This window comes from Corallococcus sp. BB11-1, assembly GCF_026626625.1.
In the GTDB taxonomy this organism is placed as follows: Bacteria; Myxococcota; Myxococcia; order Myxococcales; family Myxococcaceae; genus Corallococcus; species Corallococcus soli.
Map to the genome: position 1 here is coordinate 622,249 of NZ_JAPNJY010000007.1, position 24,888 is coordinate 647,136.

A 24,888-nucleotide genomic window follows, 5' to 3' on the forward strand; every position below is an offset into this window, starting at 1 on the left:
ACACGTTCGCGGGCATGCGTCCTCTCGGCGGGGGAACCGTCGCGGCGGTCCCCCCGGGGGAGGGCCTGGACGCCGCGGCGGACGCGAGCGTCGTCCAGGTCGTGCACGCGCATCAAGACGCAGCAGGACGAAGCCCGCGTGACACCGGGCGTCAGCGGCCGGCTCGCGGGCCCTAGAAGGCGACCTGGAACCGGGTGATGAAGACGTTCTCCGGGGCGCGGTCGCCCTCGGTGGCGCCGCCCTCGTAGTCCGTGCGGTGGAAGTTCGCGCCAAAGCGCACGCGCTTGTTGAAGTACCAGTTGGCGCCGACGCCGAAGCCCTTCGCCGCGGTCACCGACTTCGTGGGGTCCGCGAAGAGGGGGAAGGCGTCATCGTCCAGGTCCAGGGCGTGGTAGCGCACCGCCACCTCCAGCGCGCCGCCCCGGCCCGTCTCCGGGTCGAAGGGCGTGGTCGGCTTGACGCCGTCGTACGCGGCGTCCCCGCCGAACACCACCCACGACGCCAGCGCCTGCCACGCCTGGTGGCGCAGCCGCGCGCGCGCGTCCCCCACGCGCACCTCCTGCGAGGAGCTGACGTACTCCGCGAGCAGCCCCAGCGGTCCCACGTAGAAGTAGCCCTGGGGTGAGTAGCGCAGGTGTTCGCCGTACGCCGTGACGGTGGCGCCAGCGCCCGCTCCCGTGAGGTAGTTGAAGAGGATCTCCTGACCGGTGCTGCGAAGGACGGACACGCCGGTGGTGCTGGCGGAGCCGGGGGTGCCGAACTGCTGGCCCCGCGTCACCGCGAAGCCCACGCCCAGGCCCTTGAGCAGGGAGGGGCCGCCCGCCTTGAAGGGCTGGACGAAGAGTCGCGCGGCCAGGTCGAAGCCGTCATCCGTGTTGAGGTCGGAGCTCACGCCGTCCGCCTCGCCGTTGAGCGCCGCCACCGAATACTGCAGGCGCCCGCCGAGCACGTTGCCGTGCAGCTCCAGGCCCACGTCGCGGATGGGCACCAGGTCCACGGTGAGCGAGCGCTCGATGAAGGGCGTGTTGACCGCGGCCTGGAGCAGCTCCAAGCCGAAGGGCGTCTTGAACTTGCCCGCGCGCAGGCGGACCTTGTCGCTGGGGTGGAAGTCGATCCACGCGTCCTGCACCAGCGGCTGCGCGCTGCCGAAGTCCGGCATGAAGCGGAAGTCGACGAAGCCGAAGAACGTCCCATCCAGGATGGGGCGCACGCGCCGCATGACGAAGGTGTTGGTGCCGTTGCGCTCAGGGTCGTCGACGAAGAAGCGCCCATCCGCCTGGAGCTGCCCGCGCAGCTTCACCACGAAGGCCTTGTCCCCGGACGACAGGGAGAAGCCCTCTTCGGAAAGCTGGATGATGGGTGCCTCCGGCGGCGGGGCCTCGGGGGCCGGGGGCTGGGCGCTGGCGCGGGGCGCGGCGAGCAGCAGGCTTGCGACGACGACGAGGGCTGGACCAGGGACGGCGGACACTCGGGACCTCGGGAGAGGGGGGCTCGCCAGGAGGCGACAGGGGACGTTGCGAGGGGGCAGCCCTCCTGTCAAGGCACTCCGGGAGGCCTGTTGTCACGTTCACTTGCCGGATCCATGCAGGTCTGCTTCATGCTTGGGGGCATGTCCGCGACCAAGCCCCGCGCCGCATCGATGTACGTCGACCTCGACCGCGACGCGTGGCGGCAACTGCGGGCCTCCACGCCCCTGACGTTGACGGCGGAGGAGGTGGAGAAGCTGCGCGGCCTGGGCGAGCGGCTGGACATCGAAGAGGTGGTGGACGTCTACCTGCCGCTGTCGCGTCTGCTGCACCTGCAGGTGGCGTCGGCGCAGTCACTGTGGGCGGCGCAGCAGGCGTTCCTGGGGTATTCGGGGCGCAAGGTGCCGTTCATCATCGCCATCGCGGGCAGCGTGGCGGTGGGCAAGAGCACGACGGCGCGCATCCTCCAGGCACTGCTCGCGCGCTGGCCGGAGCATCCGCGCGTGGAGCTGGTGACGACGGACGGGTTCCTGTTCCCCAACCGGGTGCTGACCGAGCGCGGCATCATGAACCGCAAGGGCTTTCCGGAGAGCTATGACCGCCGGGGGCTGGTGCGCTTCCTGGCGGAGCTGAAGGCGGGGAAGGACGAGGTGACGGCGCCGGTGTATTCGCACCTCGTCTACGACATCGTCCCGGAAGAGGCGCAGACCATCCGCCAGCCGGACATCCTCATCCTGGAGGGGCTCAACGTCCTGCAGACGGGGCTGGTGGAGGGGGGGCAGCTGCCGCAGACGTTCCTGTCGGACTTCTTCGACTTCTCCATCTACGTGGACGCGCTGGAGACGGACATCCGCCACTGGTACGTGGAGCGCTTCCTCCACCTGTGGGAGACGGCGTTCCACGACGAGCGGTCCTTCTTCCGGCGCTTCACCGAGCTGTCGCGGGACCAGGCGGTGGCCCGGGCCGCGTCGGTGTGGGCGGAGATCAACGGGCCCAACCTGGCGCAGAACATCGCGCCCACGCGCTCACGCGCACGGCTCATCCTGGTGAAGGGCAACGACCACAAGGTCCGCCGCGTGCGCATGCGCAAGCTGTAGGGGTGCTGTACCCGGAACTCCTGGCGTCGAAGCAGCTCACGGTGAAGCCGCCGCCGACGGTTTGAGGCTCCGGGGAAGGAAGGGGGCTGTCTCCTACTGACTGGAGACGACCTTGAGCACCGCGGGTTCCGGGCTGGCCTCGTCCTTGACCGTGAGCGACAGCTCCAGGCTCCGGGTCACCAGGGCCTTGAGCGCCCATACCTGTGGAATCGTCTCGACGTAGACGCGGCTGGTGCCGAGAGCAGCGGGGGCCACCTCGACCTCGAACCCCGCCGCGAGGCTCCTGGCCTCTTCGACCGGAGCCCAGGTGACGATGCTCTTGCGCTTGCCGTTGCCGAAGAACCGGACGAACCACTTCGTGGGCTTCTTGAAGGACACGTTGAAGTAGTTCGACGTATCCCGGTAGAGGATGTCCTCCGTCTGGTGTCCGTTCTTGCCGCAGATGTCCCGGATGACGTTGAAGAAGGCCAGCTCCTCCTCGGTGGTGTCGTTGACGGAGCGGCCCTTCTCATCTCCGGAGGTGCGCGGTTCCGTGTCGAAGGGCTTGGCGCTTTCCGCCTTCACCACGTTGGCGCCTTCAAGCGGGATGGACGGCTCCGTGCCTTCGTTCAACCGCTGGATGCGCTCCTTGAGCTTGTTCAGGAAGTCATCGCCCATCACCCGGAGGAGGGTGGGTTCGATGGATTCCTTAGCGACTTCTCCAAGGCGTTCCATCACCGCGGTGGTGCGCTTCCCCTTGTAGATGTCCTCGGTGAGCCACTTGAGGAAGCCCTCGTTCTCACCGGGGGCCTTCAGCACGGCCGACAGCTTGTCGATCATGCTCTGGCGATACCGGCTGTTCTCCGCGTCGGTGATCAACGTGGTCGCGTTGAAGGACTCGCGGCTGAACTTGGACAGGAACTTCGCGACCTTCGCCCAGTCGGCCTTCGTGTCCTCCAGGGAGAACGTGAAGAAGGGCTCCGGGTCCATGACGTTGGGGTTCTCCAGATCTCCGAAGAAGAGATAGTGGCACCCATCCGTGATGATGCCGAAGTGGAGCTCCGGGAGCTGGGAGAGGTAGCGTGCCAGCTGCTGGGCACGGGACTTGAGGTCCGTGCCCAGGGGCTTGGTCTCGATGACGATGAGGGGCTTCGCGCCGGTCTGGTCGAAGATGGCGAAGTCCATGCGATCCGGGAGCTTCTTCCCGTCGCCCTGGACGAAGTCAGCCGCATACTCCAGCCGTACCTCGCGTGGAAAACCGGGGTCGTAGCCAAGCAACCGGATGAAGGGGACCACCAGCGCGAGCTTGGCGGTCTCCTCATTGGTGATGAATGACTTGGAGTCCTGATAGCGCTTGACCAGCTCCATTAGTTGATTCGCGTCCACGGTATTCCCCCTGCATTCCGTCGAACTTGCGCTGCGCCAGAGGTTCGTCATGTCTGGCAACTTCCAGAACTACAGTACGTTCGATCCCCCTTGTCCATCCCCCAAAGGAGTGAGATCGGGGCTGCGAAGGATGGGGCCGGCAATGGGTTGCGTGGCGCGAAAGGACCCCGTCCCGTTCCGAGAAGCCTACCCCCTGCATCCTTCATCCTTCGCCGGGCTGCACCTCCACTGGCAAGATGGATACGAACCGCATCTGGTTGGTGCTTTCACTCGGGGCTGAGCGTGAATACGCAGGAAATCAGGGCTATGCGGACGAACTGACGAGGCTCTATCGGTATGACAGCTTCGTACCGAACCACCTCCAGCTGAACGTAGGAGATCTGCTCATCATCTGTGATCGCAAGCAGGTCCTGGGCCTCAGCCGTATTGCGCGGATTGATCGCTCGACGTCCCCCAAGATGTTGAGCCGCTGCCCGACGTGCAGGATCTCGACAATCAAGATGCGAACCCAGCGCACCCCGGCCTTCCGGTGTCGGGAGGGGCATACCTTTGATGAGCCCGTCAGAACCCCGGAGCCCTGCACGCATTTCATCGCTTGGTTCGATGGATCCTTTCGCCCACCACCGACCGTCGTGCCTGTAGAACACGTGCGCCATGCTTGCCCGCGCTACAATGGCCAGCTCGCCATGCAGGAAGTCGTGCTCTCGCTGCTCGGAGCTACGGCAAAGCCCCTGGTCTCATCGCTGACAGGGCTCGCCATGCCTGTGCCCAGCGCAGTTCTCCTGGCGCAGGATGCTGAGGAAGCGCCGTACGTTCCGGATGAAGTCGATGCGAGGGAGATCATTACACGGGCTATCCGTGCACGCCGTGGACAGGCCGTTTTCCGTCAAGAGCTTAGGGAGCGCTTTGCGGACACCTGTGTCATCACCCGCTGCGGCCTTGTTGATCTCCTTGAGGCCGCGCACATCGCGCCCTATCGCGGTGAGAAGGACAACCATGTCTCCAATGGATTGCTCCTACGAGCTGACATCCACACGCTCTTCGATCTGGACCTGCTGGGCATTCATCCTGAAACCCTCACCGTAAGCCTCCATCCCAGGGTCGTGGGGATGGGGTACGACCCGTTTCACCGCATTCCACTGGCCTGCGATGCAACAGGGATCAGCAGGGAAGCCCTTGAGAGTCGCTGGGAGAAGTTCCAGTCACGCCAGAAGCCCTCTTCCTGACTTCGCGCCCCAAACGTTTCCGGTCGTCTATGCTGCGCGCCGTCCTCTTCCTTCACGGAGCTTCGATGGTGCGCACCCGGCTGTATCTCCTGGCGTTGCTGTTCGTCGTGGTTCCCGTGGTGGCGGGAGCGCAGGCTCCGGCCGAGCTGGCGGGCGCCTCCGGGGATGAAGCGACGCATCAGGCGCTTCGCGCCATCAAGCAGGACATGGAGGACGCGCTCAACAAGCAGGACCTGGAGCGGCTGCTGTCGCACCTGCACCCGGACGTCGTGTTCTCCACCATGAACAACGACGTGCGCGTGGGCAAGGACTCCATCCGCGCCTACTACGCCCAGATGCTGGGTGGCCCGGACAGCGTCGTGGAGAAGGTGACGGCGAAGTTCGACGTGGATGCGCTCACCCGGCTGTATGGCAACGCGGGCGTCGCGCATGGCTCGTCGCTGGACCACTACGAACTGAGCGATGGCAGCGACATCGTCATCAACGGCCGGTGGACCTGCACGATGGTGAAGGAGGGTGACCGCTGGCTCATCGCCGCGTTCCACTACTCCACCAACGTGTTCGACAACCCCCTGCTCACCAAGGTGAAGAACGCCGCCCTCGGCTTCGGCGCCTTCGTCGCGGTCGCCGCGCTCGCGGTGGGGGTCTTCCTCGGCCGTCGGGGCCGCCGGCCCGCGACGGCCTGATGACGATCCACCTGGCGGATGAGCTGCTCCGGACCCTCGCCTGAGGCGAAGAGTCCGGAGCGCCCTCCCGGCCGCGCTACCGCGGACTACGGCTCCACTGGCCGCTGCGTCTGGTTGGAATCGAGGTAATCCCACGGCCAGGCGTCGGCCGACGTGCCCTCCTGCAGGTAGTTCATGGGATGCGCCGGATTGTATTTGTAGCTCTTCTCCATCTCTCGCTCGAACACGAACATCTGGTAGGCCGTGTACAGGCTGTGCTGGTGGTTCAAGTTGTAGATCCTGGACGGAAGGGGCGCGACGGCACGGGTGGGCAGCGGCAGCAGTTGGGACTGCCCATCAATGTACGACCGCTTGATCCTCACGGTGAGCAGCGGGGTCACCTCATTGAGCAACCGCTCCAGGTCATCGTTCACCGCTTCGTACGTCGCATTGGTGCTCGATCCGATCTGCCGGTGGTGCTGATGGCTGCTCACCTCGGCGACGTAGAAGTCGCGCAGCGCCTTGAGCGTCCAGGCCTCGCTTCGGGCCCGGAGAATCGTCTCGCGGCAGCCAAGCGCATGCAGCGCCCACTCGTGGGAGATGATCAGGAGCATGCCGCCCGGATGTGAGGTGGCCTGTCCCCTCATCGCGATCAGGACGCGGATCCGCACGTCGCGGGCCATGTCGAACCCGGCGAGGTCCCGGGTGAGCTGGAGGAGCGAAATCCAGGTGCCGCCCGGCGTCGTCGTGTCGGAAGGATCCCTCACCTCGATGATGCACTGGCCATCGAAGCCGTTGGGGGCGGTCGGATGGGCCTCGATGATCAACGGGACCGCGGCGCTGGGGCCGGAGAAGGGCTCGATGACGGACTGACGGAAGACGCTCGAACTTTCGAGGATCTGCGTCAGTCGGGGGTAGAGCGCTGTGATCTGCGAGTAGCCCTCGATGAAAGGCCACTCCGTCGCGGACGGCTGCTCGTCCGCGACCTCCGGGGCGGAGGTCGCGGAGCTGCCGCGCCTGGCGCCAGAGCGGTTGCGCACCGCGACCTGGGATGGACCCACGTCCACCTCCATGCCAGGCGAGCCGCGGACCGCATTGATGGTCTCCCTCAGGTCCAACTGCTCCAGCGGCGACGCCTTCGAGCCCGAAGCCACCGACTCGCCGCCGAGCTGTGCGTTCAGCAGCCGCTCCTTCCACTCCTGGTTCTTCGCCGGGGCCCTGGCGACAGGGAAGGCCTTGTCGATCTGCTCGTTCAGGACGGCGGAGTTGCGGCTGCTCTGGGCCGACATCGCGAGCTTCGTGGCCATCTCCCCGAAGGCCCGCGCGGTCTCCTGGTTGGAGGTCATCGCCGTCAGGGCGTTCTTCTGGTTCTGGTCCAGGCCCGTCAGGTTGGCGAAGGGGCTCACCTGACCGAGCGCGGTCAGCAGCGAACCCACCCCCGTGGGGTCCGGCGCGGCCGGTGCGTTCTGGATGTTGACGATGGGCTGCGGGAGCGAGGTGGGCGTGGTGCTCTGCGGCGTCTGGTAGCGGCTGTCCGTGCTCACCGGGTTGATGGCGGTGGGCTCGTCCGTGGGCGACTGCTCCCATCTCCAGAAGCGCGTGTCATCAATGCGCTCGCAGGCGTTGCAGGCGCCGCGCACGGCCTCCGCGAAGACTCCGGGCGTGGGCACGCTCAGGCGGAAGACGGAGCCCTGGCCCCCTTCGCGCTCGGCCTCCGTCTGGTAGTGCTCCAGCAGCGAGGCATGGGCAATGGCCCCACTGCCGCTCTGGTCCGGGGTGCCCATCTCATAGGTGGGGTCCAGGTTGAGGCCACGGGCCACCGGGAAGACGAGGGAGTTGCCCGCGACCCCCAGCAGCCGGTTCTCCACCAGCGAGGCCAGGGAGCGGCCCAGCACCCCGCGTTGCGCATAGATGGAGTTGAAGTCGTCCTGCGCCAGATGGATGCGGTCCAGCATCATGTACCGACGGTGCGGTGTGATGCCGTGGCACCAGATGGTGTGGTGGTAGTACTCGAGGTTCTCCTGGTTGAGATGGTCCCTGAGCTGCTGGGCCAGCCGTTGATCCTCCTGCCAGGGGTTGCGCTGCTCCTCGGGCTTCATGGGCGTGGGCAGGTAGATTTGATCCGCGAAGCCGATGTCGTTGCGGATGGCCTGGTCATTCACCAGCGTCCCGCTGAAGTGGGGCGTGCGGTAGCGCAGCGTGCCCCGGTCGAGCACGGCGAAGCTGCCCGACAGGCTCACGCTGGGGGCGCTCAGCCGCAGCCCGACAATCTGATTGCGCTTGAGGTCCGCGGGGGTGCCGGAGAAGGGCTGCTGGGCCACCCCGGCCTTGAGCGCCTTCAGGTCCGTGGTCCGCGTGGAGCGCACGGAGACGGTCAACGGCCGGCCCGGGGCGTAGTCGGTGAGCAGGGTGCAGTCCAGCCGCAGGTCCTTCACCGTCGTCCCGTTCGCGAGGATGGCCTCGAAGCGAAGCTGCTCGACGAAGTTGCGGGCGAGCGCGGGGGCGTGTTGCGTCTGGAAGGCGCGCTCCCGCTCCTCGATGGAGAGCTTGAGGAACAGGTTGCGGATGCCTTGGATGTCCAGTCCCAGGAAGACGTGGCTCAGGGTGGCCCAGGCGGCCGCGTCAATCGTCCCATCCGGTTGATCCGCCGGACGGCTCAGCGTCAGGCGGAGCTGGAGCTCACCGGAGAACTCCTCGATGGACTCCTCGCTGAAGGGAAGGAACGTCACCGCGCCGGAGGGCTCCACGCGGCGGGGGAAGTCCGTGCCCTGGTAGTTCTGGGCAATGCGCTCCAGCGCGTCGAACCCCCGGCGCAGCTCCTGCCCCCGGGTCGTGTCCCCGGAGTAGAGCAGGTGCTCGGACAGGCACTCGCGCCAGCGCAGGATCTTCGCGTCCGTGAAGAGGCTCATCATCAAGGGGACGAAGAGACACTCCTGGACGTCCACCACCTGCTGCTCGATGACGAAGTGCCGGAGGATTTCAAAGTACTGGATGGTCAGCGCGTGGCAGTGGTTGTGGTTGGCCACCACCTCGGTCTGCACGGAGAGCGATTCGCCCTGCTTCGCGCTGGTGACGACGGTGGCGCGCTGGCTGCGCACGGAGGACGTGGCCTGCATGGTGGCGTCACGCAGCCGGTTGTGCAGGCTGGACGTCATGTCGCGGGTGTTGTCCTGCCACGCGGAGGACGTCCCCGAACCGCCGGAGATGCTGAAGCCGGTCGACAGCCCCACGGCCACGCCGTTCTTGCTGCCGCTGCCAGCGCCCCCCAGGCCGAAGGAGAAGCCTCGCGTCTTGGCCGAGCTGCCACCCCGCATGGACTCCTGGACGGTCCCGCTGAGGATTTCGTCGATGTCGCGGTCTCGCGACAGGCTGTGCGTCAAACCCTCTTCGGCCACCGTGGCCTCGTCGCGCGAGGCCCCGTCCTCCCGGTTCCAGTCGTAGATGACGAGCTGCTTCTTCTGACCGGGGGCCAGCGGCAGGGAGTAGAGCAGGTCTCCCATCGAATAGCCGTCCGCCTTGAAGGTCTGCTTGAAGTGGAGCACGTGGCCGTGCGCCAGCGAGACGGCCTGATACAGCTCGTAGTCGTTGGCGTCGTCGTCCCAGCGCAGGGGGTTCTTGGTCCCCAGCGTCTGCCGCAAGGTGCGGTGGAGATGACGGGCGTAGCCGACCGGGTCGGAGGTGTCGCCATTCCACTCCCAGGCGGGCGCTTCGCGGATGGGGACGAGCTGGCCGCGCGGATCCGTGGTGCGGACGATGGCGTAGTGGCTGAACTCCTCCAGCGTCCGGTTGGGGACGGTGAAGTTGACGCAGGAGCCACCGATGTCCTGCGAGTAGCTGGACGCGTTGGCGACGAGCTCCTCCGTCCCCGGCAGGCGCGGGGTCGGGTCATGGCAGGCGCAGTCGTCTTCACCGCCGCCATCCTCGGCCGTGGTCCCTGTCTCGACGACCAGCAGGGTGAACGCGGGGAACGTGCCATCCGCGTTGAGCGCGATGGGGAGTTCGTCCTCGGGACGGGAGGAGACCACCGCGTGGGCCGCGAGGAATGGCTCGTTGGGGACCACCACGGAGAAGTTGCCGCTGCTGTGCGTGGTGACCGCGGCGAGGGAGATCTTCAGCGGGGGGCTCGTCCCGTCGCCGCGCAGGGCCTGGAAGAGGATCTGCTGCCGCTTCAGCGCCCTGCCCGTGGGGTCCACCAGGCGTCCCTTGAGGACACGCGTGGCTGGCGCGGCACTGGAGCCTGGCACGAGGACGATGGGCGAGAACGGCTCCACCTGCACCTTCACCACCGCCAGCTTCGCCGCCTGGCTCACGGTGAGGTGCGTGGGTGAGATGAGCCGGGTGGGCAGGCCGTTGGGGGTGCGCACCACGAAGGTGAGGGGGCTGGCGGAGAAGCGGCCGGTGACGGCGAGGTCCAGTTGGAAGGCGCCCGTGGGGCCCAGCAGGCGCTCCTGGTGGATGGGCGTGACCTCGCTGTCTCCGGCGATGGTGTCCGGACAGGAGACCTCCAGGGTGTACCCCGTGACCGAGCCGGCGGAGCTCTCCACCGCGCCCTGAATGGAGATGAACTCCACCTCCTGTTTCGGCATCGCCGCGGTGACCTGGCGGGTCTGCTGAGAGGCCTCCAGCGGGGCCCGGGAAGCCGACGCAGGCTCCGTGGTCGCCATGACCTGAGTGCGCTGAGCCACCTTCACGACGGGAGCGCGCGCGGGCAACTGGAGGATGACGAGCCGGGCCGCTTCCGCGGACTTGCTCTCCGCGACCAGCACCGCGTTCAGCGCGGCCTTGTCGGCGAAGGTGTGCTCCACGACGGGGGTCCCCTCAATGAGCACATAGAGCGAAAGGGGGAAGGGAAGCGCGGAGGCCGTGAGCTTCTGGAAGAAGAACCCACCCTGAGGGTCCGTGATCTCCGCGGTGAAGAGCGGCGCTTTGGGCGTCTGGCCCAGCAGCAACGTGCAGGCTTCCAGGTTGCTGGGTTCCGAGGTTTCTAGCTGTCCGTAAAGTTTCATTGGCGCATGAATTGTTTCTGGAGCGCACAGTGAAAGATACAACAATTTGAGTTCAAACCTGTTTATCAAAGAGTGAGAAATGTTTCAGGCAGGCCCCTCATGGGGCACTCACGCGCGGTTGACGGAGCGTCAACCGCGCCTGTTACATGGCGTGGCTGCGATTGAAGTCCAGACGTCCCGCGGAGGGCTGTCATCCGCCTGCCTGCTCCTGCTGAGTCGCCCAGGGGATGCGGCGCCTGTCACAGTTCAAGAGGTCCTGAGCGCGGACGACTGGCGGAGGAAGGGCATCCTCCGGGGAAGCCTCTTCGCCCAGAAGGACTCCACCGAGCGGTGGAACAGGCGGAGCAGCGGTGCTCCTGGCCTGCCCTCCAGGGTGGCCAGCTCCACCGCTGACCGATCAAGCAGCGCCCGGGCCCGCTGATGTTCGGCGAGCACCCAGGCCCGCCCGGCTTCGGAGGCGAGCAGGGCGTCGAGGCTCGCGGGGTCATGGCCGCTGGCGCGCACCTCCTCCGCGACGTCGGCGGGCACGTTGAAGAGGCCCTGCGCCAGGTCCTCGCGCAGGTCGCGCATCACGGAGCACCAGCCCAGCGCCGCGAGCAGGGACGGGGCCTCTTCCGCTCGCACGCGCGCATCCGCGACGTGCAGCATCAGGTCCACCGACAGTCGGAAGGTGGCCGCATGGTGCGCCTGGAGCGCGGCCGCGTCCCACCAGCGACCGTCGCGCACCCGCTCGCGGTCCTTCTGCATCGTGCGCACCAGTTCGAGCACCTGCGCGCGGGCCCGGTCATCGGACAGCTCCGTGAGCAGGACCCGTCCCAGCGTCGTCGCGGTGTCGTGGAACTCGGACGATGCCCCGGGCACCTGGGGCGCGCCGGTCTCCAGCCGCACGAGGAGCGCGTCGATGTGCTCCAGCGGCTCGCCTTCCACGGGACGGTCCCCATCCAGCACGTCGTCCACGAGCTGGAGGAAGCAGAACCCCGCCCGCGCCCTGCGTGCCTTGCGCCAGCGCCCCACGGACTGCTGGTACAGCGCCAGCGCGATGAGTCCGTAGCGCGGGTGCCGGCGCGCGAAGCGGTACATCTCCCGCGCGCAGAGCGCCTCCACCCGCACGGCCTCGACGAACCCTGCCTCCCGAACCCGGGGCGCCACGACGCGCCACGTGCCCCAGGCCAGCAGCGCTCCGGCGAACACGTCCACCAGGTGGTGCTCGTGGATGAGCAGCGTGGACGCCGCGATGGCCAGGGCCCACAGCGCGAACACCGTGCGGGCCACCGGCCCTGAACGCTCACCGTAGGCAATGGCCGCTGTGCAGGCGAAGGCGACGTGGAGCGAGGGCAGGTAGTTGCGCTCCAGGTTCATCGTGTCCGCGAGGTGGAAGACCTGCGTCCATCCACCCGTCACGGCGCGCGGTGGCCACGCGACCTCGACGGGAAGGAGGAGGAAGCAGAGCGCGCCCAGCACGGTCTCCGCGCACAGCGCCAGCGCGAAGGGGAGCATCTGTCGCCACGTCCGGAAGATGAACAGGGACAGCAACAGCAGCACGTCCATGCTGACGTAGACGGCGGCCCAGCCGGGGATGAACGGGATGTGCTGCTCGAAGGGCAGGTCCACCCGCAGGCCGCCGGGATGGAAGCCGGTCACCCAGCTCGCGCCCCCGTAGACCGCCAGGAAGAACAGCGTGAAGCCGAGCGCGAGCGCCCCCGTGCGCTTCAGCTCCCCGGACGTCGGCCACCCGAGGAGCGCGGGGGATTCGCTCATGGCGCCTTCTCCGGCAATGGTCGCGGCCCCCGCCACATCGACAGCCAGATGCGCAGGAACCCGGGGCGCGGGACGCGCTCATCCACGTAGCGGCCCAGGTAGAGCCAGGGCACCTGGGGATGCGCGTGATGGGCCCGGTGGTAGTGGTAGTTGAGGAACACCCAGCGCACCGGCGCGGCGACCCGCAGGTCCCAGGCGCCTTCGCGCACGTCCAGCGGGGACCACGCGTGGTCCGCGTACTGGAGCGAACTCCAGTTCACCGCGAACGCCGCGTAGCACAGCGCCCAGCCTCCCAACGTCAGGTCCAGCGCGTACGCCAGCCCCGCCTGCACGGCCACCATCCACACCACCTCGGCGCGGATGGCGCCGCCCGGTGCCTCCTCCAGCCGCCCCAGGTACGCGTCCGCGCCGGTCTGCTCCCCGTAGCGCGTGCCCGTGCCTCGCAGCCGCTTCAGCAACCCCGGCGCGAGCGCGAACACGAGCGCCCCCACCGGCACGAACACCCAGTAGATGCCGGTGAGGATGGCGTACCACTGCGCGCGCTTGAGCCAGCGGTGGTCGCCCGGGCGCAGGTAGTCGAACTGCTCGCGGTCCGTGCGGTTGTGGCGGTGGTGCGTCAGGTGGAAGGCGCGCTGCAACGTGAACGACGTCGGGAAGAACGTCGCCGCCAGGCGCCCGAGCCCGTTGTTCACGCGCTTCGACGGATGCAGCACGCCGTGCGTCGCTTCGTGCAACAGCGAGAACACCGTGTTGTTCACGTAGGAGAACACCCCGGCCGCCACCAGTCGCAGCGCCAGTCCTTCCGCGTGCGACGCCGTCCACAGGCACAGCGCCCCCGCGCCCATCGCCGCGGCGAGCAGGACCGCGTTGAGCGCGGCCGGGATGGGCGGGGCGTCATCGGCGCGCATCGGCCGGGTCCTCGGGCAGCCCGATGGCGAAGTCTAGCAACTGGCGCATCACCGGATCCGCGGTCGCCGTGGCGACGTTGAAGCGCATCCCGTCCAGCACGAACAGGTCGCGGCGCAGGAACGACGTGTAGAGCCACCGCGACACCGCGAGCGCCAGCGCCGCCGCGCCCGGGACGCGCCCCCTTCGCGCGGCGACGGCGAGCCGCACCGACACCCCTTCTGGCACCGGCGTCAGGGCCGCGAGCAGCAAGCCCCGCGCCCGGCCCAGGTCGCTCCGCACCGACATCAACGTGCCCCCGTGCAGCATGAGCGTCACGCGGATGCGGTTGCCCGACAGCGCCTTCATCACCCGGTCGCTCGCCCCGGTGCCGATGACCCGCGACGTGTAGCGCAGACGCAGCGTGAACGGATCCGGCGTGTCCAATGTGGGCACGTCCCACAGCTCCCGGTGGTGCACCGTGCGCAGGTGCTCCAGGTCGAACGAGTTCGCCGCGAGCGGCAGCCACGGACAGCGCACCGTCACCGGCTCGCCCACGCTCCACACGTGCTCCGGGCCGCCCACGTCCGGTGGCGGGAAGAGCGCCGTGGGGCCGTTGAAGACCAGCACCCCCCCGAAGCGCTCCTCCGCCGGGAAGGCACGAGGACCCGGCAGGTGGGATACGTCCCCCTGGCCCGGCACGGCGCGGCACCGGCCCGCCCCGTCGAAGCTCCAGTGGTGCAGGGGGCAGCGCAACAGCTCGCCCTGGACGGTGCCGTGCTTCAGGTGGGCCCCCAGGTGGGGACAGTGCGCCTCCAGCGCGTGCACCCGGCCCGACGCGCTCCGGAACACCACCAGCTCCCGCCCACCCACCTGCACACCCCTCGTCTGGCCCCGCCGCAGTGACGCGGAAGGACCCACGAGGTACCAGGAGCGCGGACACACGGGCCCGGGGAGGCGTGCCACATCCTCCCCGGCCGGCACGGGGACAGCCATGGCCCGGACCCTAGCGGACCCGGTGTCCCTTGGGCCACGGGAGGATGGTGGAGTGGTAGCTTTGCGCCCGGGTTCCTGTTTAGTCAGGACGCTGGCGGAACCGGGCACGTCGTCCGAGGCGGTGCGGGTCCGGGAAGGGAAGGCGACATGGCAGGCGAGACGGCGGGCAGCGGACGGGGCGGCGCGATGCGAGGCGGCACGCTCCAGGTGGTGCAGACCCTGGCGGCGCAGGGAGAGCCGGAGCGCGCGGCGCAGCTCTACGAGGAACTGGGGGCCGCGCAGCGCGAGCGTCTGCGCAAGGAGGCCTCGCAGGGCACCGCGAAGGAGCGCCACTGGCTGGTGGACGTGCTGCGCCGGGCGCGCGACTTCACGGGCGCGGCGCGGCTGCTGGATGGCAGCGGCGACGACGTGAAGGTGGCGGACCTGTACGCGCAGGGCGGCCAGCACGTGGCGGCGGCGGAGGCCTACCTGCGCGCGGGCGAGGTGGAGCGCGCCGCGGCGGCCTTCGAGCGCGGTGGGGCGCTGGAGCGCGCGCTGGAGGTGTACCGGGGCCTGGGCGCCAGCGAATCCATGGCGCACTGCCTGGTCCGCCTGGGACGCCCCTTCGAGGCCGCGGACCTGTACCACCAACTGGGACAGGCGCACGCGGAGGCCGAGGCGCTGGGCGGCGTGCTCGCGGAGGATCCCCGCTACGTCGAAGCCGTGCTGCGCACCTGCAAGGTGCTGGACGCGGGGGGCTTCACGCACCGGGCGCTCGCGGTGCTGGCGGACGCGCTGAGCAGCTCCGAGCTGTTGCGCGTGGATCCGGTGCTCGTCACGGAGAAGGCGCGCCTGCTGCGGCGCATGGGGCTGGACGTGGAGGCGGAGGCGCTGCTGGCGCGGCTCGCCGCCGGGGCGTCCGTGCCGGAGGCGAGCGGCTACCGCTTCCTCAAGGCCATTCCCATCTTTGGCGAGCTGCCGTTGGAGGACATGAAGGATCTGTACCGGCTGGCGCGGCCGGTGACGGCGACGCCGGGCACGGTGATGCTGGAGAAGGGCGCCCCCGGCACCGGGCTGCTGGTGTTGCTGGAGGGCTCCGTGGACGTCTTCAGCGGCAACGAACCCAACGCGCGGCTGCTCAACACCCTGGGGCCGGGCTCGCACCTGGGGGAGATCTCCCTCGTGCAGGACGGCCCGGTGTCCGCGAACGTGCGGGCGAAGACCGCGGTGCGCGCGCTGCGCATCACCCGCGAGAGCTTCCAGCACTTCCTGGCCACGCACGACACGGCGTCGCTGCACATCTACCGGCTCTTCACGCAGAGCCTCGCGGCGCGCGTGCGGGCGCTGAGCGGCTGAAGCAGGGGCCCGGAAGGAGGGAGCGTCTGCTCCCCCGGCGGGTGGGCGGTCATGAGGGCCTGGGCATCCGGTGCTCGGCCGGCAAGGGGCAGGCGAGCACGGAGCGGGGGCCTTTCGCGGTCACCCGGTCGCCCCCATCCTCCTGGTGGACCCACCTGTTCGGAAGGATGCCCCATGGCTTCGATCGCGGCACTGAAGACCCAGGCTCGCGCGCACTGGCGGACGTGGCTGGTGCTGGCCGCCACGCCCATCGCCGCGCTGCCGCTGCTGGGCCTGGGGGGCTCACGCCGCGCGAGGCCGGGGCTCTTCGCCCAGGTGGCCTCGGGGGCCATCGGCCTGGGGGTGTTGTCGCTGGCCTTCATGGGCCTGGGCCGCATCCCGCGAGGCCCTGTCCGCAAGTTGGGCCAGAAGGTGTGGAACCGGGCGCCGAAGGACTTCCCCATCTCCGGCTCCCTGGTGCCGGAGGAGTTTTCCGCGTCGATGGCGTCCGGCCACTGAAGCCGTCCCCTCAGGGGCGGCGCTCGATGCCAATGGAGACCGACGGTCCGGTGAGGGGATTCCCGGTGCCGTCGGAGAGCGAGACGATGCCCAGGCTCGCGGAGAGCACCGTGGTGCCGACGCCGCCGTTGCCCCTGAGGAAGCTGCGCACGCCCAGCTCGCCGAAGTTCCAGCCGCTGGCCGCGCCACCGCCCGCGCCGAAGAGGGACAGGCTGGGGGTGAGGGGCACCTGGACCTCGCCCCGGCCCGAGCCGAAGCGGAACTGGTTGTCGCGCGAGAGGATGGACGAGCTCCACGCGAGGTGGAACCCGTCGAGCGCGCCCAGCCGCAGCACCTGCTGGATGGACGGGCCTGCGTTGGATTCGCAGACGTTCTTGCCTTCAACCTCCTGGTACGTGTCCGGGTCGAGTGCGGGGTAGCACGCCTTCTGGCCGAACAGCGCTCCCGCGCCGATGCCCACCTCCAGGAAGTCGGTGGCGTAGGCCACGGCGACGTAGGCCGCGCCCGGGCTGTGCCGCAGGCCGGTGCCCAGGCCGAAGCCCACGGGCTCCAACCGGGCGCTCAGCACCACGGGGCTGTCTCCCGGGCGCCATGCGACGAAGGCGTCCAACAGCAGCCCGCCCGCGCGCGCGGAGTTGCCCGCCCGGGTGGTCGCGTCCAGCGCGAGGAACGGGCGGGCGTGGAAGCCGTAGCGCAGGCGCGGCACGCCGGGCTCGGGGAAGAAGAGCCGCGCGGTCACGGGCGCGTCGGTGAGGGTGCCGGTGTCGCCCACGCGCACGCTCTCCCCCCGGCCCAGGCGCGCGAGCGCGGAGTGCTCGCGGGACTCGACGACCTCCAGCACCACCTCGCGGGAGTCCTGCGTGCGGACGCGGACGCGGGCCCCTTCGCGCACGCCCGCGGTGTCTCCGCCGGAGAGCGTCACGTCGCCATCCTTCACGGCGGTGACGGTCAGCCGCGCGGCCACCGGGGGAGGCGTCCTCGCAGGCGCCTGGGGCGTGGGGGGCGCTTCGGTGACGACGGTGAGGTCGCGCGCCGAGCCCAGCGCCGACGCCAGCGAATCCGGCTGGGGCTGCTCCGGCGTGGCGAGCGAGAAGGCGTGGGCCTCCTCGCGCTGCTCGATGGCGAGGAGCGACTGGTTGACGATGACGAGCCGCACGAAGCGACGGCCCTCCTCGACGCGCCGCACGAGCTGGGGCGTGGCGCCGTCGAGCTTGAGCACGGCGATGCCGCCGCGTCCGAGCGCCGCGTACGTCACGCCCTGGTGCGCGACGGCATCCAGGACGGGGCCCAGGCCCAGGGTCTCCGCGGCGCGGGAGGCAGGGGAGGCGGGGGCCTGGGCGACGATGGCGGAGGCGAGGAGGGTGGGAAGGAGCATGGCGACGCGCTCTATATCGCTCCCACCCTCCAGCGTCCTGGAGCTGGGGGGGACTACTCGACGAGCAGGCGCTTCACGGGCGCCGGGTCCACGGCCACCATCAGCGGGCGGGTGAAGTTGCTGAAGGACACCAGCGCCTGGCCAGGGGCCAGCCGGGACACGCGGTTCCACAGGCTCTCGTCGATGCTGCCCACCGTCTTCTGCATCCGGCTGATGACGGCGCCGTCGGTGATCTTGTGGATGATGAAGTTGTTGAGCAGACCCAGCACCTCGTTGGGCAGGTGCTGGGGAAGCTGGGTGACGAAGACGAGCCCCAGCCACCGCTTGCGGCCCCGCTTCGCGATGCGCGCCACCTGTTCGAAGAGCACCGGCATCTGCGTGATGCGGTTGGCGGACAGGAACTCGTGGGCCTCCTCGATGATGATGAGCACCGGGGTGACCTCACCGCCCTGGCGGTTGGCCTTCTCGTAGGACAGCTCCTGCCGCTCCTGGAGGCCGCGCAGGATGTCCGCGATGACCAGGTTGTTGATCTGCGGCGAGTCCGTGTCCGACAGATCGATGACGGACACGCGCCCGGGCGTGAGCATCGCGTCGTACTTCACGCCCTCGCTGGACCCCATGTCGAAGATGTTGAGGCGGCGCAGCCGGTGGAGCTTGCTGGCCAGCGCCTTCCAGCTGATCTCATTGCGGCTGCTCGCGGCCATGACCCGCGCCATGACGCGCCCGGGGCTGGTCTTGAACTCGCTGAAGAGCTGGAGGCTGGAGGTGAGGGGCGTGGGCTCGTCCTCGGCGGGCTCTTCTCCCAGCTTCAGGTCGTCCTGGACGGGGGCGCGCTTGCGGGCGGCTGGCTTGGGGCGGGCGGCGCGCGCCTCCGTCTTGCCATCATCGCTGAGGCTGTAGAGATACGCGTTCACGACGTCCAGCACGTGCTGGATGGTCATGCGGGGGTAGCCGGTGGACAGCTCGTCCACCTCCAACATGTGCCGCCGTTCTTGCTCGTTGGTGGGGAAGATGCCGAAGTCCTCCAGCAGCAGCTTGGTGACGTCGTATGCCTTGAGGAAGCGCTCCTGCTGCGCATCCGTCATGTCCAGGATCTCCGCCAGCGCATAGGGCGACAGGCTGGAGAAGTTCAGCGAGAAGCGGTGCAGGGGGCGATGCTCCCGATTCCGCGTCGCACGTCCCAGGAGATGGTGGATGTGCAGGTCCTTCACGCCATCAGGCCGCTTGCGGCGCCGCTTGAGGGCCTCCTGCATGGCTGGCTGGTCCGTGGGCTTGTTGATGTGCGTGTATTCACCCTCCACGTCGAACACGATGGTGGCGATGCCCGCGAGCTGGGCCTGATAGATGAGCGTGGCGACGGTGGTGGACTTGCCGCCGCCCGTGGTCCCGATAATGCCGGTGTGCCGGGGCAGGATGGACTTGTCGCGGGGATTGAGGCGGGCCTCCATCCCCTCGTACCCCACCACCATGCCGAGGCTCAGCTCCGCCCCCGCCTCCCCCGCGAGCCCCATGCCCAGGACCCGCGCGCTCTCCTCTTCATCCAGGATGAAGACGGGGCTCTGGGGACGGGGTCGGAAGCGGGGCGGGTGAAGGATGCCGCCGACCTCCTCGCCCAACAGCTCCACCTCGGCACGGCCGTGGTAGTCGAACGTATAGGTCAGCTTCTTTCCATGGGTGACCACGCCAATGGCCATGGAGGAGTTCGCGGGCACGGCGTTCGGCTCCGCGAAGGGCCCACTCACGACCACGCCCAGGTAGGAGCGCTTGTCCTCGCGTGACTTCACGCGCACCAGCGTCTGGGAGGCCAGCCGGGGCAGGTCCTCCTTCGTCGACAGCACGGTGATGAGGTTGTCGTGGCTGGCCGACGTGTCGAAGTGGGTGAAGCCCACCGCGAAGGCCAGTTCGGGATCCACCTTCGCGGCCTCCTGGGCATCCACCTGCGCGGAGGCCAGCGCGTGGAGGACCTCCGGAGGCGTCTCCTGAACGATGCTCTTGCCGCCTGAAGGGGGGCCTCCCGAGGGCGGCGGTGGACCCCTGGGGGACGGACTCCCTGGGGGCGTCTGCGGCCCCCGGACCTGCCGGACCGTGGTGGGGAGGCCCGGTGGGACGGGGGGCTGTGAAGGAATCCGGTTTCCGGAGGGCCCGGTGGTTGCCCGAGGTCCCGGCCCCGCGGGCGGAGGCTGCGGATGCCCGTTCATGGGGTGCATTGCCTGCCCATTGCGGACAGGACCCGGGTGGGCGTTGCCATTGAGCGGTGGGATGGGGCCCGGGCCTCCAGGACCTCTGCCGTAATCAGACATGATGGTGTTCCCCCTCGGCGAGACTAACGGCGCATCTTGCGTACATTCAGGTACTGGAGCGTGGGGTCCGCCTGGGCGTAGGCGTCCTGGACGAGCCCCTGGAAGCCGTCTTCCCCGAAGACGCTGTGGCAGGTCATCGCGGCGACATCCAACAACATCGGGAAGCCCTGCTCCGGGCGCAGGATGCTGTCCGCCATCGCGATGCGCACCGCGAGGTGGACATGCTCCTGGTGCGCGTAGAAGAGCCTCGGGGGCGAATTGTTCGACGCGCGGTACAGCCCCATGACGACCTGGGGGCAATACCTGCTGACGAACGCCTGCGCCTTCTGGAAGCCCTCGTCGTCGTAGCGCCAGCCATCCAGGATCTCATTGCCATACGCCTCCAGCGTTTCGAGGATGGCGTACTCCCCCGTGTCGAGCGAATGGCCGAGCGTGAGGAACCCCCGGTGTTCGAGCTTGTCCGTGACGAAGACGAACTTCTGTTGCCGGTCGACGAGGTTCGCGAGCATCTGGAGGGAGGCATCCAGGAGTCCCCGGTAGCCGGAGCCGGTGACCAGCTCATAGGGGAGGGGATTGCCCAGGCCCATGCGCCATTCCGCCTGGACCCGGTCGACCAGGATGGCGCGCTCCGCGTAGGTGCGGATGCCCCGGGTGGCCAGGCGCGACAGGCTGTCCTTGTTCCGAGGACCCTTGCGTGAGCGGATCTCCCGCCGTTCAACGTACTCCCGGGCCTCCTTGAAGGGGTCGTCCATCTGGAACGTGACCTCCTTGCGGAACAGCCGCTGGGAGAAGGTCCCCGAGGAGCCGCCATAGCCCACCGCGGCGATGCCCAACTGGGTGATGCCCAGGGCCAGGGTGTCGTGCGAAACCGCGCGCCCGTTCACCGCTTCGACGTTGCCCCGGAAGAGGTAGCCTTCGTGGACGGCCTTCAGCTGTTCCTCGGTGGCTTGATAGACGCCGGCGCCCTTGGGGGCCTGGGGCCCTGTCTTCAGCAAGGGGAGCAATTGCTGGCGGACGGTGGCGCGAAGCACGTCCTCCTTGCGCATGGCGCCGCCAATCTGCTCCCGGAAGACCCGCATGATGTCTTCCAGGTCCAGCCCGTTCGCCCAGCGTCCCAGATCGAGCGTCTGGGCCAGCGTCTCCCCGAAGGACGCGAGGTAGTCACCGTCCCCCGCGAGTTCGTTGTCGTCCGGTGGTTCTCGTCCCGCCATGGTCACCTCGGGTTCCTTTCACCCAGGACTGAGCTCAGGGAAAAGCGCGGGGCGTCCTCCCGCTGTCGCAGGACCCGCGCGTAGGCTTCGGCCTTCGGCAGGGGCAGGCCAAACACCTGCTGGAGCCGGGAGCCGTGTTCGGCCCTGGGAACGCCCTTCAGGGTCTGGGATGCGACGGATGCGGGCGCGAGCCATTCAAAGGCGAGACGATCCGCGCGTTGTTCGGCGCGGAAGACCTCCCCGGTATCGATGGCGCCGGAGTCATCCCGCTCCATCAGGTGGAACTGGGCCTTCGTCGGGACGCCATCCAGCGCGGAGGTCAGGAGCTCCTCCCGCGTCGGGAGCCGCTGATTGTCGAGCACCGGAAGGATGCTGTCCCCGAAGTAGCGCAGGGCCTTCGCGCGCAGGCACAGGTGGTCGAGCACGAAGTGCGCGAGCTCGTGCGCGGACGTGAAGCGCTGCTCTTCCTCGGAGTCCTTGAGCGAGTAGAAGAGGTAGGCCATTCCACAGAAGGCCATGATGCAGCCGTGCATGTCCCGGTCGTCGCCTTCCTCCGCCGGCATGGATTTCCATCCACGCCGGGAGAGGTAGTCACGGACAGCGGGCAGGGTCACCTCGTCCATGGGGACGAAGCGGACCTTCATGCGCTCCTGTGCGTCCGCGGCGATGGCGCGCGGAAAGGGGCCTGGCTGGGGGAGCTTCGCCAACGACAGCGCGTCCTTCAGCCAGCGCTCACTCACGGTTTCTTCTCGGGGGGGCGGGTCCGGTCGCGCGCGGCCAGGAGCATGGCGCGCTCCTCCGGCTCCACGGGGCTGTCCTGCTGGGCGATGAGCCCCGCTGACAACTCCATGTCGAGCAGGAGCCCGGAGAGCTCGAAGGCGTTGACGCCGAAGCGCTCCGCGATCTGGTTCACGTGCTCGGAGAAGGCCGTGCCCTCGGGCTTGCGACACAGGCACACCCAGTGGAGCGTCTCCACGGTGCAGCCCAGCTTCCGGGCGAGTGCCTCCACGGAGAGCCCTTCCAGGTCCCGGTACCACGCGAACACGGAGCCCAGCATCTCCGGCACCTGTGCACTGCGTTCGGCCGCCGCTTCCAGCCAGTCAGGGTTCGTCATGGGAGTCCTCCTCCTTTCCGAGTCGTCTCAGCAGCTTGAGGACACGGTCGCGATTCTGCTTCACCCCCCGCTTGCGTTCGGCCTCGGGCAAGTCCTCCAGGCCCAGGGGGCGGGCCAGCGCCAGCGTGGAGCTTTCACCCTGAAGGACGAGTTCGAGCAGCCCCAGGTCGCCAGGCTTCATGTTGCGGCGCTCGATTCTCTTCAGGGCCAGGGCGGTCTCCACGGCTGTCTCCATCACTTCATTCGGAGGCCTCGCCCGGAGTTCGACAACGTTCGCGTAATTAATTTCCCGTTCAATTCGCTTCTGCTCGGACTTCCGGGAATCCAGCACGTTCATCTTGGCCGCTCGCGTCAGATAGCTGCGCAGGAGTGACTGTTTCCGGTCGTAGCGCTCCGGATGGCCCAGGTAGTCGAAGATCGCCTTGAGGGCACAATCCGTGGCTTCTTCCCCATCGCAGCGCATCTTCCTGCAGAGCGTCTTCATCATGAACGGCATGAAGCACTTGAAGACCTCCGCATTGGCGACAGGCATCTTCATCAGCACCCGCTCGTGAAGCGCCCACTCCTCGTCTCTCGTCGGATATTTCATCCCCCACATCCCGCTGACATGCGCGCGCCCGCTTTCAGGTTTGGCTCCGGTCCGTCTGGACTTTCGCTACAGCCCTGTAGAGTTCGACGGCGGAGCGTCTCCGTCCGAGCCGAGAGGTTGGCCGGGTCGAGGATCGATGTCTCTACCCCGGAGGGGGTAGTGGCTTCCGGGGCAGTGGGTCGCTGGCGATCCCCTGGATCGATAAAGACCCGCCGCGCCCCTCCTTCCATGGAGGTCTGGGGGCTCAATGACAAACACGCGGCGGGTGGGCACGGTCTGGCTGAAAAATGCAACCTGCGAGCGCACTCGGGCTCATGGCGCCGAATGAAGGGGCGAGGTCGGACAGACAGTCCGCCGGATACGCCGGAGCCGAGACCCGCCATGAGCTCATTGATTTGCCGTGTCGCTGATACACAGCGCGAGTTGGATGACGCGCTTCGCGTCCGCTGGGATGTGTTCGGCGTGGAGCTGCGGATGCTGGGAGACAAGAAGCCCCAGGCTCCGCGCGAGGCCAACTGCTTCGACACGTTGCCGACCACCGCGCACGTCGTCGTCTACTCGGGAGAAGAGGCGGTCGCGACCGCGCGGCTGCTCCTGCCCAACGCGGAGGTGGCGGCTTCGTCCGGCAGCCTGATGGGGCTCGACATCGAGCGGAAGCTGGACCTGTCGGAGCTTGCCGCTCCGGGGCGCGTGTTCGCGGAGACGACGCGCTACTGCGTGCGTCAGCGCTGGCGCAACGCCGCGGTGCTGCGCCTCCAGGCGTGCCTCTACCGCGAGAGCCGCCGTCGCGGCGTCACCCATTGGATCGCCGCCGCCAACATGGAGACCGACAGCACCGAGGAGGCCTTCCTCATCTATCGCGCCGCCGCGCGCCGGGGCTGGGTGAGCGAGCGCTTCCAGGTGCGGACCCGCGAATTCCCGCTGCCGCCGCGTGAGCCCGTGGCGCCGCGCCTGGGCCCGGCGCAGCTCGAGCGTGCCCGGCAGGGCGTGCTGGACGACCTGAAGATGCCGCCGGTGCTGTCGCTCTTCGCGGACAAGATGGGGGCGCGCTTCATCGGGCCGCCCCACTACGACACGGCGTTCCACCGCTTCACGGTGCCGCTCGTCGCCGCCCTGGATGAGATTCCGCCGGGCACGTTGCGCCTCTTCGACTCACTGGACGCCGACGCCGCCTGAAGCCAGGCCGGCGCGCTCCCTCCTTCTCTTCACCCCTCAACCACCCACACCGGACCTTCACGGGGCCCGGATCAGGAGTCGTGTATGTGCAAGCAGCCGAAGCAGGAGCAGACGACGAAGACGGATTGGATGGCTTCCCTGCGGCACGAGGCGCGGATGCTCGTGCGGGAGCTGGACGCGAAGCCTGGCGCCCGCCGCCTCTTCGAGGGCCGCATCCACCAGGATGACTACGCCCACTACCTGGTGCAGACGTACCAGTACGTGCGCTGGAGCACGGGCTTCCTCCGGGACTCCGGCGAGCGCATGAAGCGCGAGGGCCAGCACACCGCGCTCGCGGAGCTGCTGCTCCAGAAGGCCGAGGAGGAGAACGGCCATGAGAGGTGGCTGCTGGCGGACCTGAAGAACCTGGGCTGGTCCGCGGAGCAGGTGGAGCGGGCGCCGGTCTGCTCCGCGGTGAGCGCCTACGTGGAGTGGAACCGCTTCACCACGCAGTCGGGAACGCCCACCGCGTTCCTGGGCACGGCCTACGTGCTGGAGTACCTCTCCGTGGAGCGCGCCCCGGAGGCGGTGGACCGGCTCATCGCGGACAGCGGCATCCCCAACATCCACAAGGCCGTCACCTTCCTGCGCGGCCACGGCAACGCGGACGGCGACCACGTGGCCGAATTGGAGGCGGTGCTGGGCCAGCTCACGTCGCCGGAGGAGCAGGCCGCGCTGCTGCTGTCCGCGCGCACGACGCGCGCCCTGTTTCCGAGCTTCTTCCGAGAACCCTGAGCGCGCCATCCCCCGGGAGAGGTAAAGACAGCCCGAGCCCTCCTGGACATCC

General features: G+C 68.5%; 19 protein-coding genes. 7 read left to right on the forward strand and 12 right to left on the reverse strand.

Going from position 1 to position 24,888, the window contains the following annotated elements:
• Positions 1–172 precede the first annotated feature (172 nt).
• On the reverse strand, positions 173–1,468 hold the full coding sequence (locus OV207_RS09295; protein ID WP_267554338.1) for an OprO/OprP family phosphate-selective porin: 1,296 nt from the start codon (positions 1,466–1,468) through the stop codon (positions 173–175).
• A gap of 141 nt (positions 1,469–1,609) precedes the next feature.
• Between OV207_RS09295 and coaA the strand changes: the two genes are divergently transcribed.
• A complete protein-coding gene (coaA, locus tag OV207_RS09300; protein ID WP_227028065.1) occupies positions 1,610–2,563 on the forward strand; it encodes a type I pantothenate kinase in 954 nt (317 codons plus the stop codon).
• A 93-nt stretch (positions 2,564–2,656) separates the two neighbouring features.
• Here the strand turns inward: coaA and OV207_RS09305 are convergent, their stop codons facing one another.
• A complete protein-coding gene (locus OV207_RS09305; protein ID WP_267554341.1) occupies positions 2,657–3,910 on the reverse strand; it encodes a type I restriction enzyme HsdR N-terminal domain-containing protein in 1,254 nt (417 codons plus the stop codon).
• Positions 3,911–4,164: 254 nt separating this feature from the next.
• On the opposite strand from OV207_RS09305, the gene OV207_RS09310 reads away from it, so the two are divergent.
• Together OV207_RS09310 and OV207_RS09315 are read left to right on the forward strand one after the other, a co-directional pair.
• Positions 4,165–5,154 carry an HNH endonuclease gene (locus OV207_RS09310; protein ID WP_267554343.1) on the forward strand — a complete coding sequence of 330 codons (990 nt, stop codon included), beginning with the start codon at positions 4,165–4,167 and terminating at the stop codon, positions 5,152–5,154.
• 65 nt (positions 5,155–5,219) lie between these two features.
• Positions 5,220–5,840, forward strand: a complete 621-nt coding sequence (locus tag OV207_RS09315; RefSeq protein ID WP_267554345.1) for an SgcJ/EcaC family oxidoreductase — start codon at positions 5,220–5,222, stop codon at positions 5,838–5,840.
• 86 nt (positions 5,841–5,926) lie between these two features.
• Here the strand turns inward: OV207_RS09315 and OV207_RS09320 are convergent, their stop codons facing one another.
• The 4 genes from OV207_RS09320 to OV207_RS09335 all read right to left on the reverse strand — a co-directional run bounded on the left by OV207_RS09320 (position 5,927) and on the right by OV207_RS09335 (position 14,464).
• Complete coding sequence (locus OV207_RS09320) at positions 5,927–10,768, reverse strand: hypothetical protein (protein ID WP_267554347.1); 4,842 nt, start codon at positions 10,766–10,768, stop codon at positions 5,927–5,929.
• Positions 10,769–11,071: 303 nt separating this feature from the next.
• Positions 11,072–12,583 (reverse strand): phosphatase PAP2 family protein, encoded by a 1,512-nt coding sequence (locus tag OV207_RS09325; RefSeq protein ID WP_267554349.1) that lies wholly within the window; start codon positions 12,581–12,583, stop codon positions 11,072–11,074.
• Positions 12,580–13,491 carry a fatty acid desaturase gene (locus OV207_RS09330; protein WP_267554351.1) on the reverse strand — a complete coding sequence of 304 codons (912 nt, stop codon included), beginning with the start codon at positions 13,489–13,491 and terminating at the stop codon, positions 12,580–12,582. Before OV207_RS09330 ends, OV207_RS09325 begins: the two co-directional genes overlap by 4 nt.
• Positions 13,478–14,464 carry a Rieske 2Fe-2S domain-containing protein gene (locus OV207_RS09335; protein WP_267554352.1) on the reverse strand — a complete coding sequence of 329 codons (987 nt, stop codon included), beginning with the start codon at positions 14,462–14,464 and terminating at the stop codon, positions 13,478–13,480. Before OV207_RS09335 ends, OV207_RS09330 begins: the two co-directional genes overlap by 14 nt.
• 147 nt (positions 14,465–14,611) lie before the next feature.
• Between OV207_RS09335 and OV207_RS09340 the strand changes: the two genes are divergently transcribed.
• Together OV207_RS09340 and OV207_RS09345 are read left to right on the forward strand one after the other, a co-directional pair.
• On the forward strand, positions 14,612–15,799 hold the full coding sequence (locus OV207_RS09340) for a cyclic nucleotide-binding domain-containing protein (RefSeq protein ID WP_267554354.1): 1,188 nt from the start codon (positions 14,612–14,614) through the stop codon (positions 15,797–15,799).
• A 174-nt stretch (positions 15,800–15,973) separates the two neighbouring features.
• Complete coding sequence (locus OV207_RS09345; protein ID WP_267554356.1) at positions 15,974–16,297, forward strand: hypothetical protein; 324 nt, start codon at positions 15,974–15,976, stop codon at positions 16,295–16,297.
• 10 nt (positions 16,298–16,307) lie between these two features.
• Here the strand turns inward: OV207_RS09345 and OV207_RS09350 are convergent, their stop codons facing one another.
• Genes OV207_RS09350 through OV207_RS09375 form a run of 6 tightly spaced genes read right to left on the reverse strand, consistent with a single transcriptional unit; the run spans position 16,308 to position 22,886 of the window.
• Positions 16,308–17,672 (reverse strand): hypothetical protein, encoded by a 1,365-nt coding sequence (locus OV207_RS09350; RefSeq protein ID WP_267554357.1) that lies wholly within the window; start codon positions 17,670–17,672, stop codon positions 16,308–16,310.
• A 53-nt stretch (positions 17,673–17,725) separates the two neighbouring features.
• Entirely contained in the window at positions 17,726–19,972 is a 2,247-nt protein-coding gene (locus OV207_RS09355) for an ATP-binding protein (protein WP_267554359.1), read from the reverse strand.
• 23 nt (positions 19,973–19,995) lie between these two features.
• A complete protein-coding gene (locus tag OV207_RS09360; protein WP_267554361.1) occupies positions 19,996–21,183 on the reverse strand; it encodes a hypothetical protein in 1,188 nt (395 codons plus the stop codon).
• 2 nt (positions 21,184–21,185) lie between these two features.
• Positions 21,186–21,923: an ImmA/IrrE family metallo-endopeptidase gene (locus tag OV207_RS09365; RefSeq protein WP_267554363.1), complete on the reverse strand. Its 738-nt coding sequence runs from the start codon at positions 21,921–21,923 to the stop codon at positions 21,186–21,188.
• Positions 21,920–22,297 carry a hypothetical protein gene (locus OV207_RS09370; RefSeq protein ID WP_267554365.1) on the reverse strand — a complete coding sequence of 126 codons (378 nt, stop codon included), beginning with the start codon at positions 22,295–22,297 and terminating at the stop codon, positions 21,920–21,922. The genes OV207_RS09365 and OV207_RS09370 overlap by 4 nt, the downstream gene beginning before the upstream one ends.
• The gene (locus tag OV207_RS09375) at positions 22,284–22,886 is read right to left on the reverse strand and encodes a hypothetical protein (protein WP_267554367.1); all 603 of its coding nucleotides are present in this window, start codon (positions 22,884–22,886) and stop codon (positions 22,284–22,286) included. The genes OV207_RS09370 and OV207_RS09375 overlap by 14 nt, the downstream gene beginning before the upstream one ends.
• Before the next feature lie 381 nt (positions 22,887–23,267).
• Here OV207_RS09375 and OV207_RS09380 point away from each other — a divergent pair, with 381 nt between their 5' ends.
• Both OV207_RS09380 and OV207_RS09385 read left to right on the forward strand, forming a co-directional pair.
• Positions 23,268–24,062, forward strand: coding sequence for a GNAT family N-acyltransferase (locus OV207_RS09380; protein WP_267554368.1), 795 nt, complete (start codon positions 23,268–23,270; stop codon positions 24,060–24,062).
• Between the two features lie 84 nt (positions 24,063–24,146).
• The gene (locus OV207_RS09385; protein ID WP_267554369.1) at positions 24,147–24,836 is read left to right on the forward strand and encodes an iron-containing redox enzyme family protein; all 690 of its coding nucleotides are present in this window, start codon (positions 24,147–24,149) and stop codon (positions 24,834–24,836) included.
• Positions 24,837–24,888 lie beyond the last annotated feature (52 nt).

Bases quoted from the DNA above. Each gene is read 5' to 3' on its own strand.
- coaA (WP_227028065.1), top strand. From the start codon at position 1,610: ATGTCCGCGACCAAGCCCCGCGCCGCATCGATGTACGTCGACCTCGAC.
- OV207_RS09305 (WP_267554341.1), bottom strand. From the start codon at position 3,910: ATGGAGCTGGTCAAGCGCTATCAGGACTCCAAGTCATTCATCACCAAT.
- OV207_RS09310 (WP_267554343.1), top strand. From the start codon at position 4,165: ATGGATACGAACCGCATCTGGTTGGTGCTTTCACTCGGGGCTGAGCGT.
- OV207_RS09315 (WP_267554345.1), top strand. From the start codon at position 5,220: ATGGTGCGCACCCGGCTGTATCTCCTGGCGTTGCTGTTCGTCGTGGTT.
- OV207_RS09325 (WP_267554349.1), bottom strand. From the start codon at position 12,583: ATGAGCGAATCCCCCGCGCTCCTCGGGTGGCCGACGTCCGGGGAGCTG.
- OV207_RS09330 (WP_267554351.1), bottom strand. From the start codon at position 13,491: ATGCGCGCCGATGACGCCCCGCCCATCCCGGCCGCGCTCAACGCGGTC.
- OV207_RS09335 (WP_267554352.1), bottom strand. From the start codon at position 14,464: ATGGCTGTCCCCGTGCCGGCCGGGGAGGATGTGGCACGCCTCCCCGGG.
- OV207_RS09340 (WP_267554354.1), top strand. From the start codon at position 14,612: ATGGCAGGCGAGACGGCGGGCAGCGGACGGGGCGGCGCGATGCGAGGC.
- OV207_RS09345 (WP_267554356.1), top strand. From the start codon at position 15,974: ATGGCTTCGATCGCGGCACTGAAGACCCAGGCTCGCGCGCACTGGCGG.
- OV207_RS09350 (WP_267554357.1), bottom strand. From the start codon at position 17,672: ATGCTCCTTCCCACCCTCCTCGCCTCCGCCATCGTCGCCCAGGCCCCC.
- OV207_RS09355 (WP_267554359.1), bottom strand. From the start codon at position 19,972: ATGTCTGATTACGGCAGAGGTCCTGGAGGCCCGGGCCCCATCCCACCG.
- OV207_RS09360 (WP_267554361.1), bottom strand. From the start codon at position 21,183: ATGGCGGGACGAGAACCACCGGACGACAACGAACTCGCGGGGGACGGT.
- OV207_RS09370 (WP_267554365.1), bottom strand. From the start codon at position 22,297: ATGACGAACCCTGACTGGCTGGAAGCGGCGGCCGAACGCAGTGCACAG.
- OV207_RS09375 (WP_267554367.1), bottom strand. From the start codon at position 22,886: ATGAAATATCCGACGAGAGACGAGGAGTGGGCGCTTCACGAGCGGGTG.
- OV207_RS09380 (WP_267554368.1), top strand. From the start codon at position 23,268: ATGAGCTCATTGATTTGCCGTGTCGCTGATACACAGCGCGAGTTGGAT.
- OV207_RS09385 (WP_267554369.1), top strand. From the start codon at position 24,147: ATGTGCAAGCAGCCGAAGCAGGAGCAGACGACGAAGACGGATTGGATG.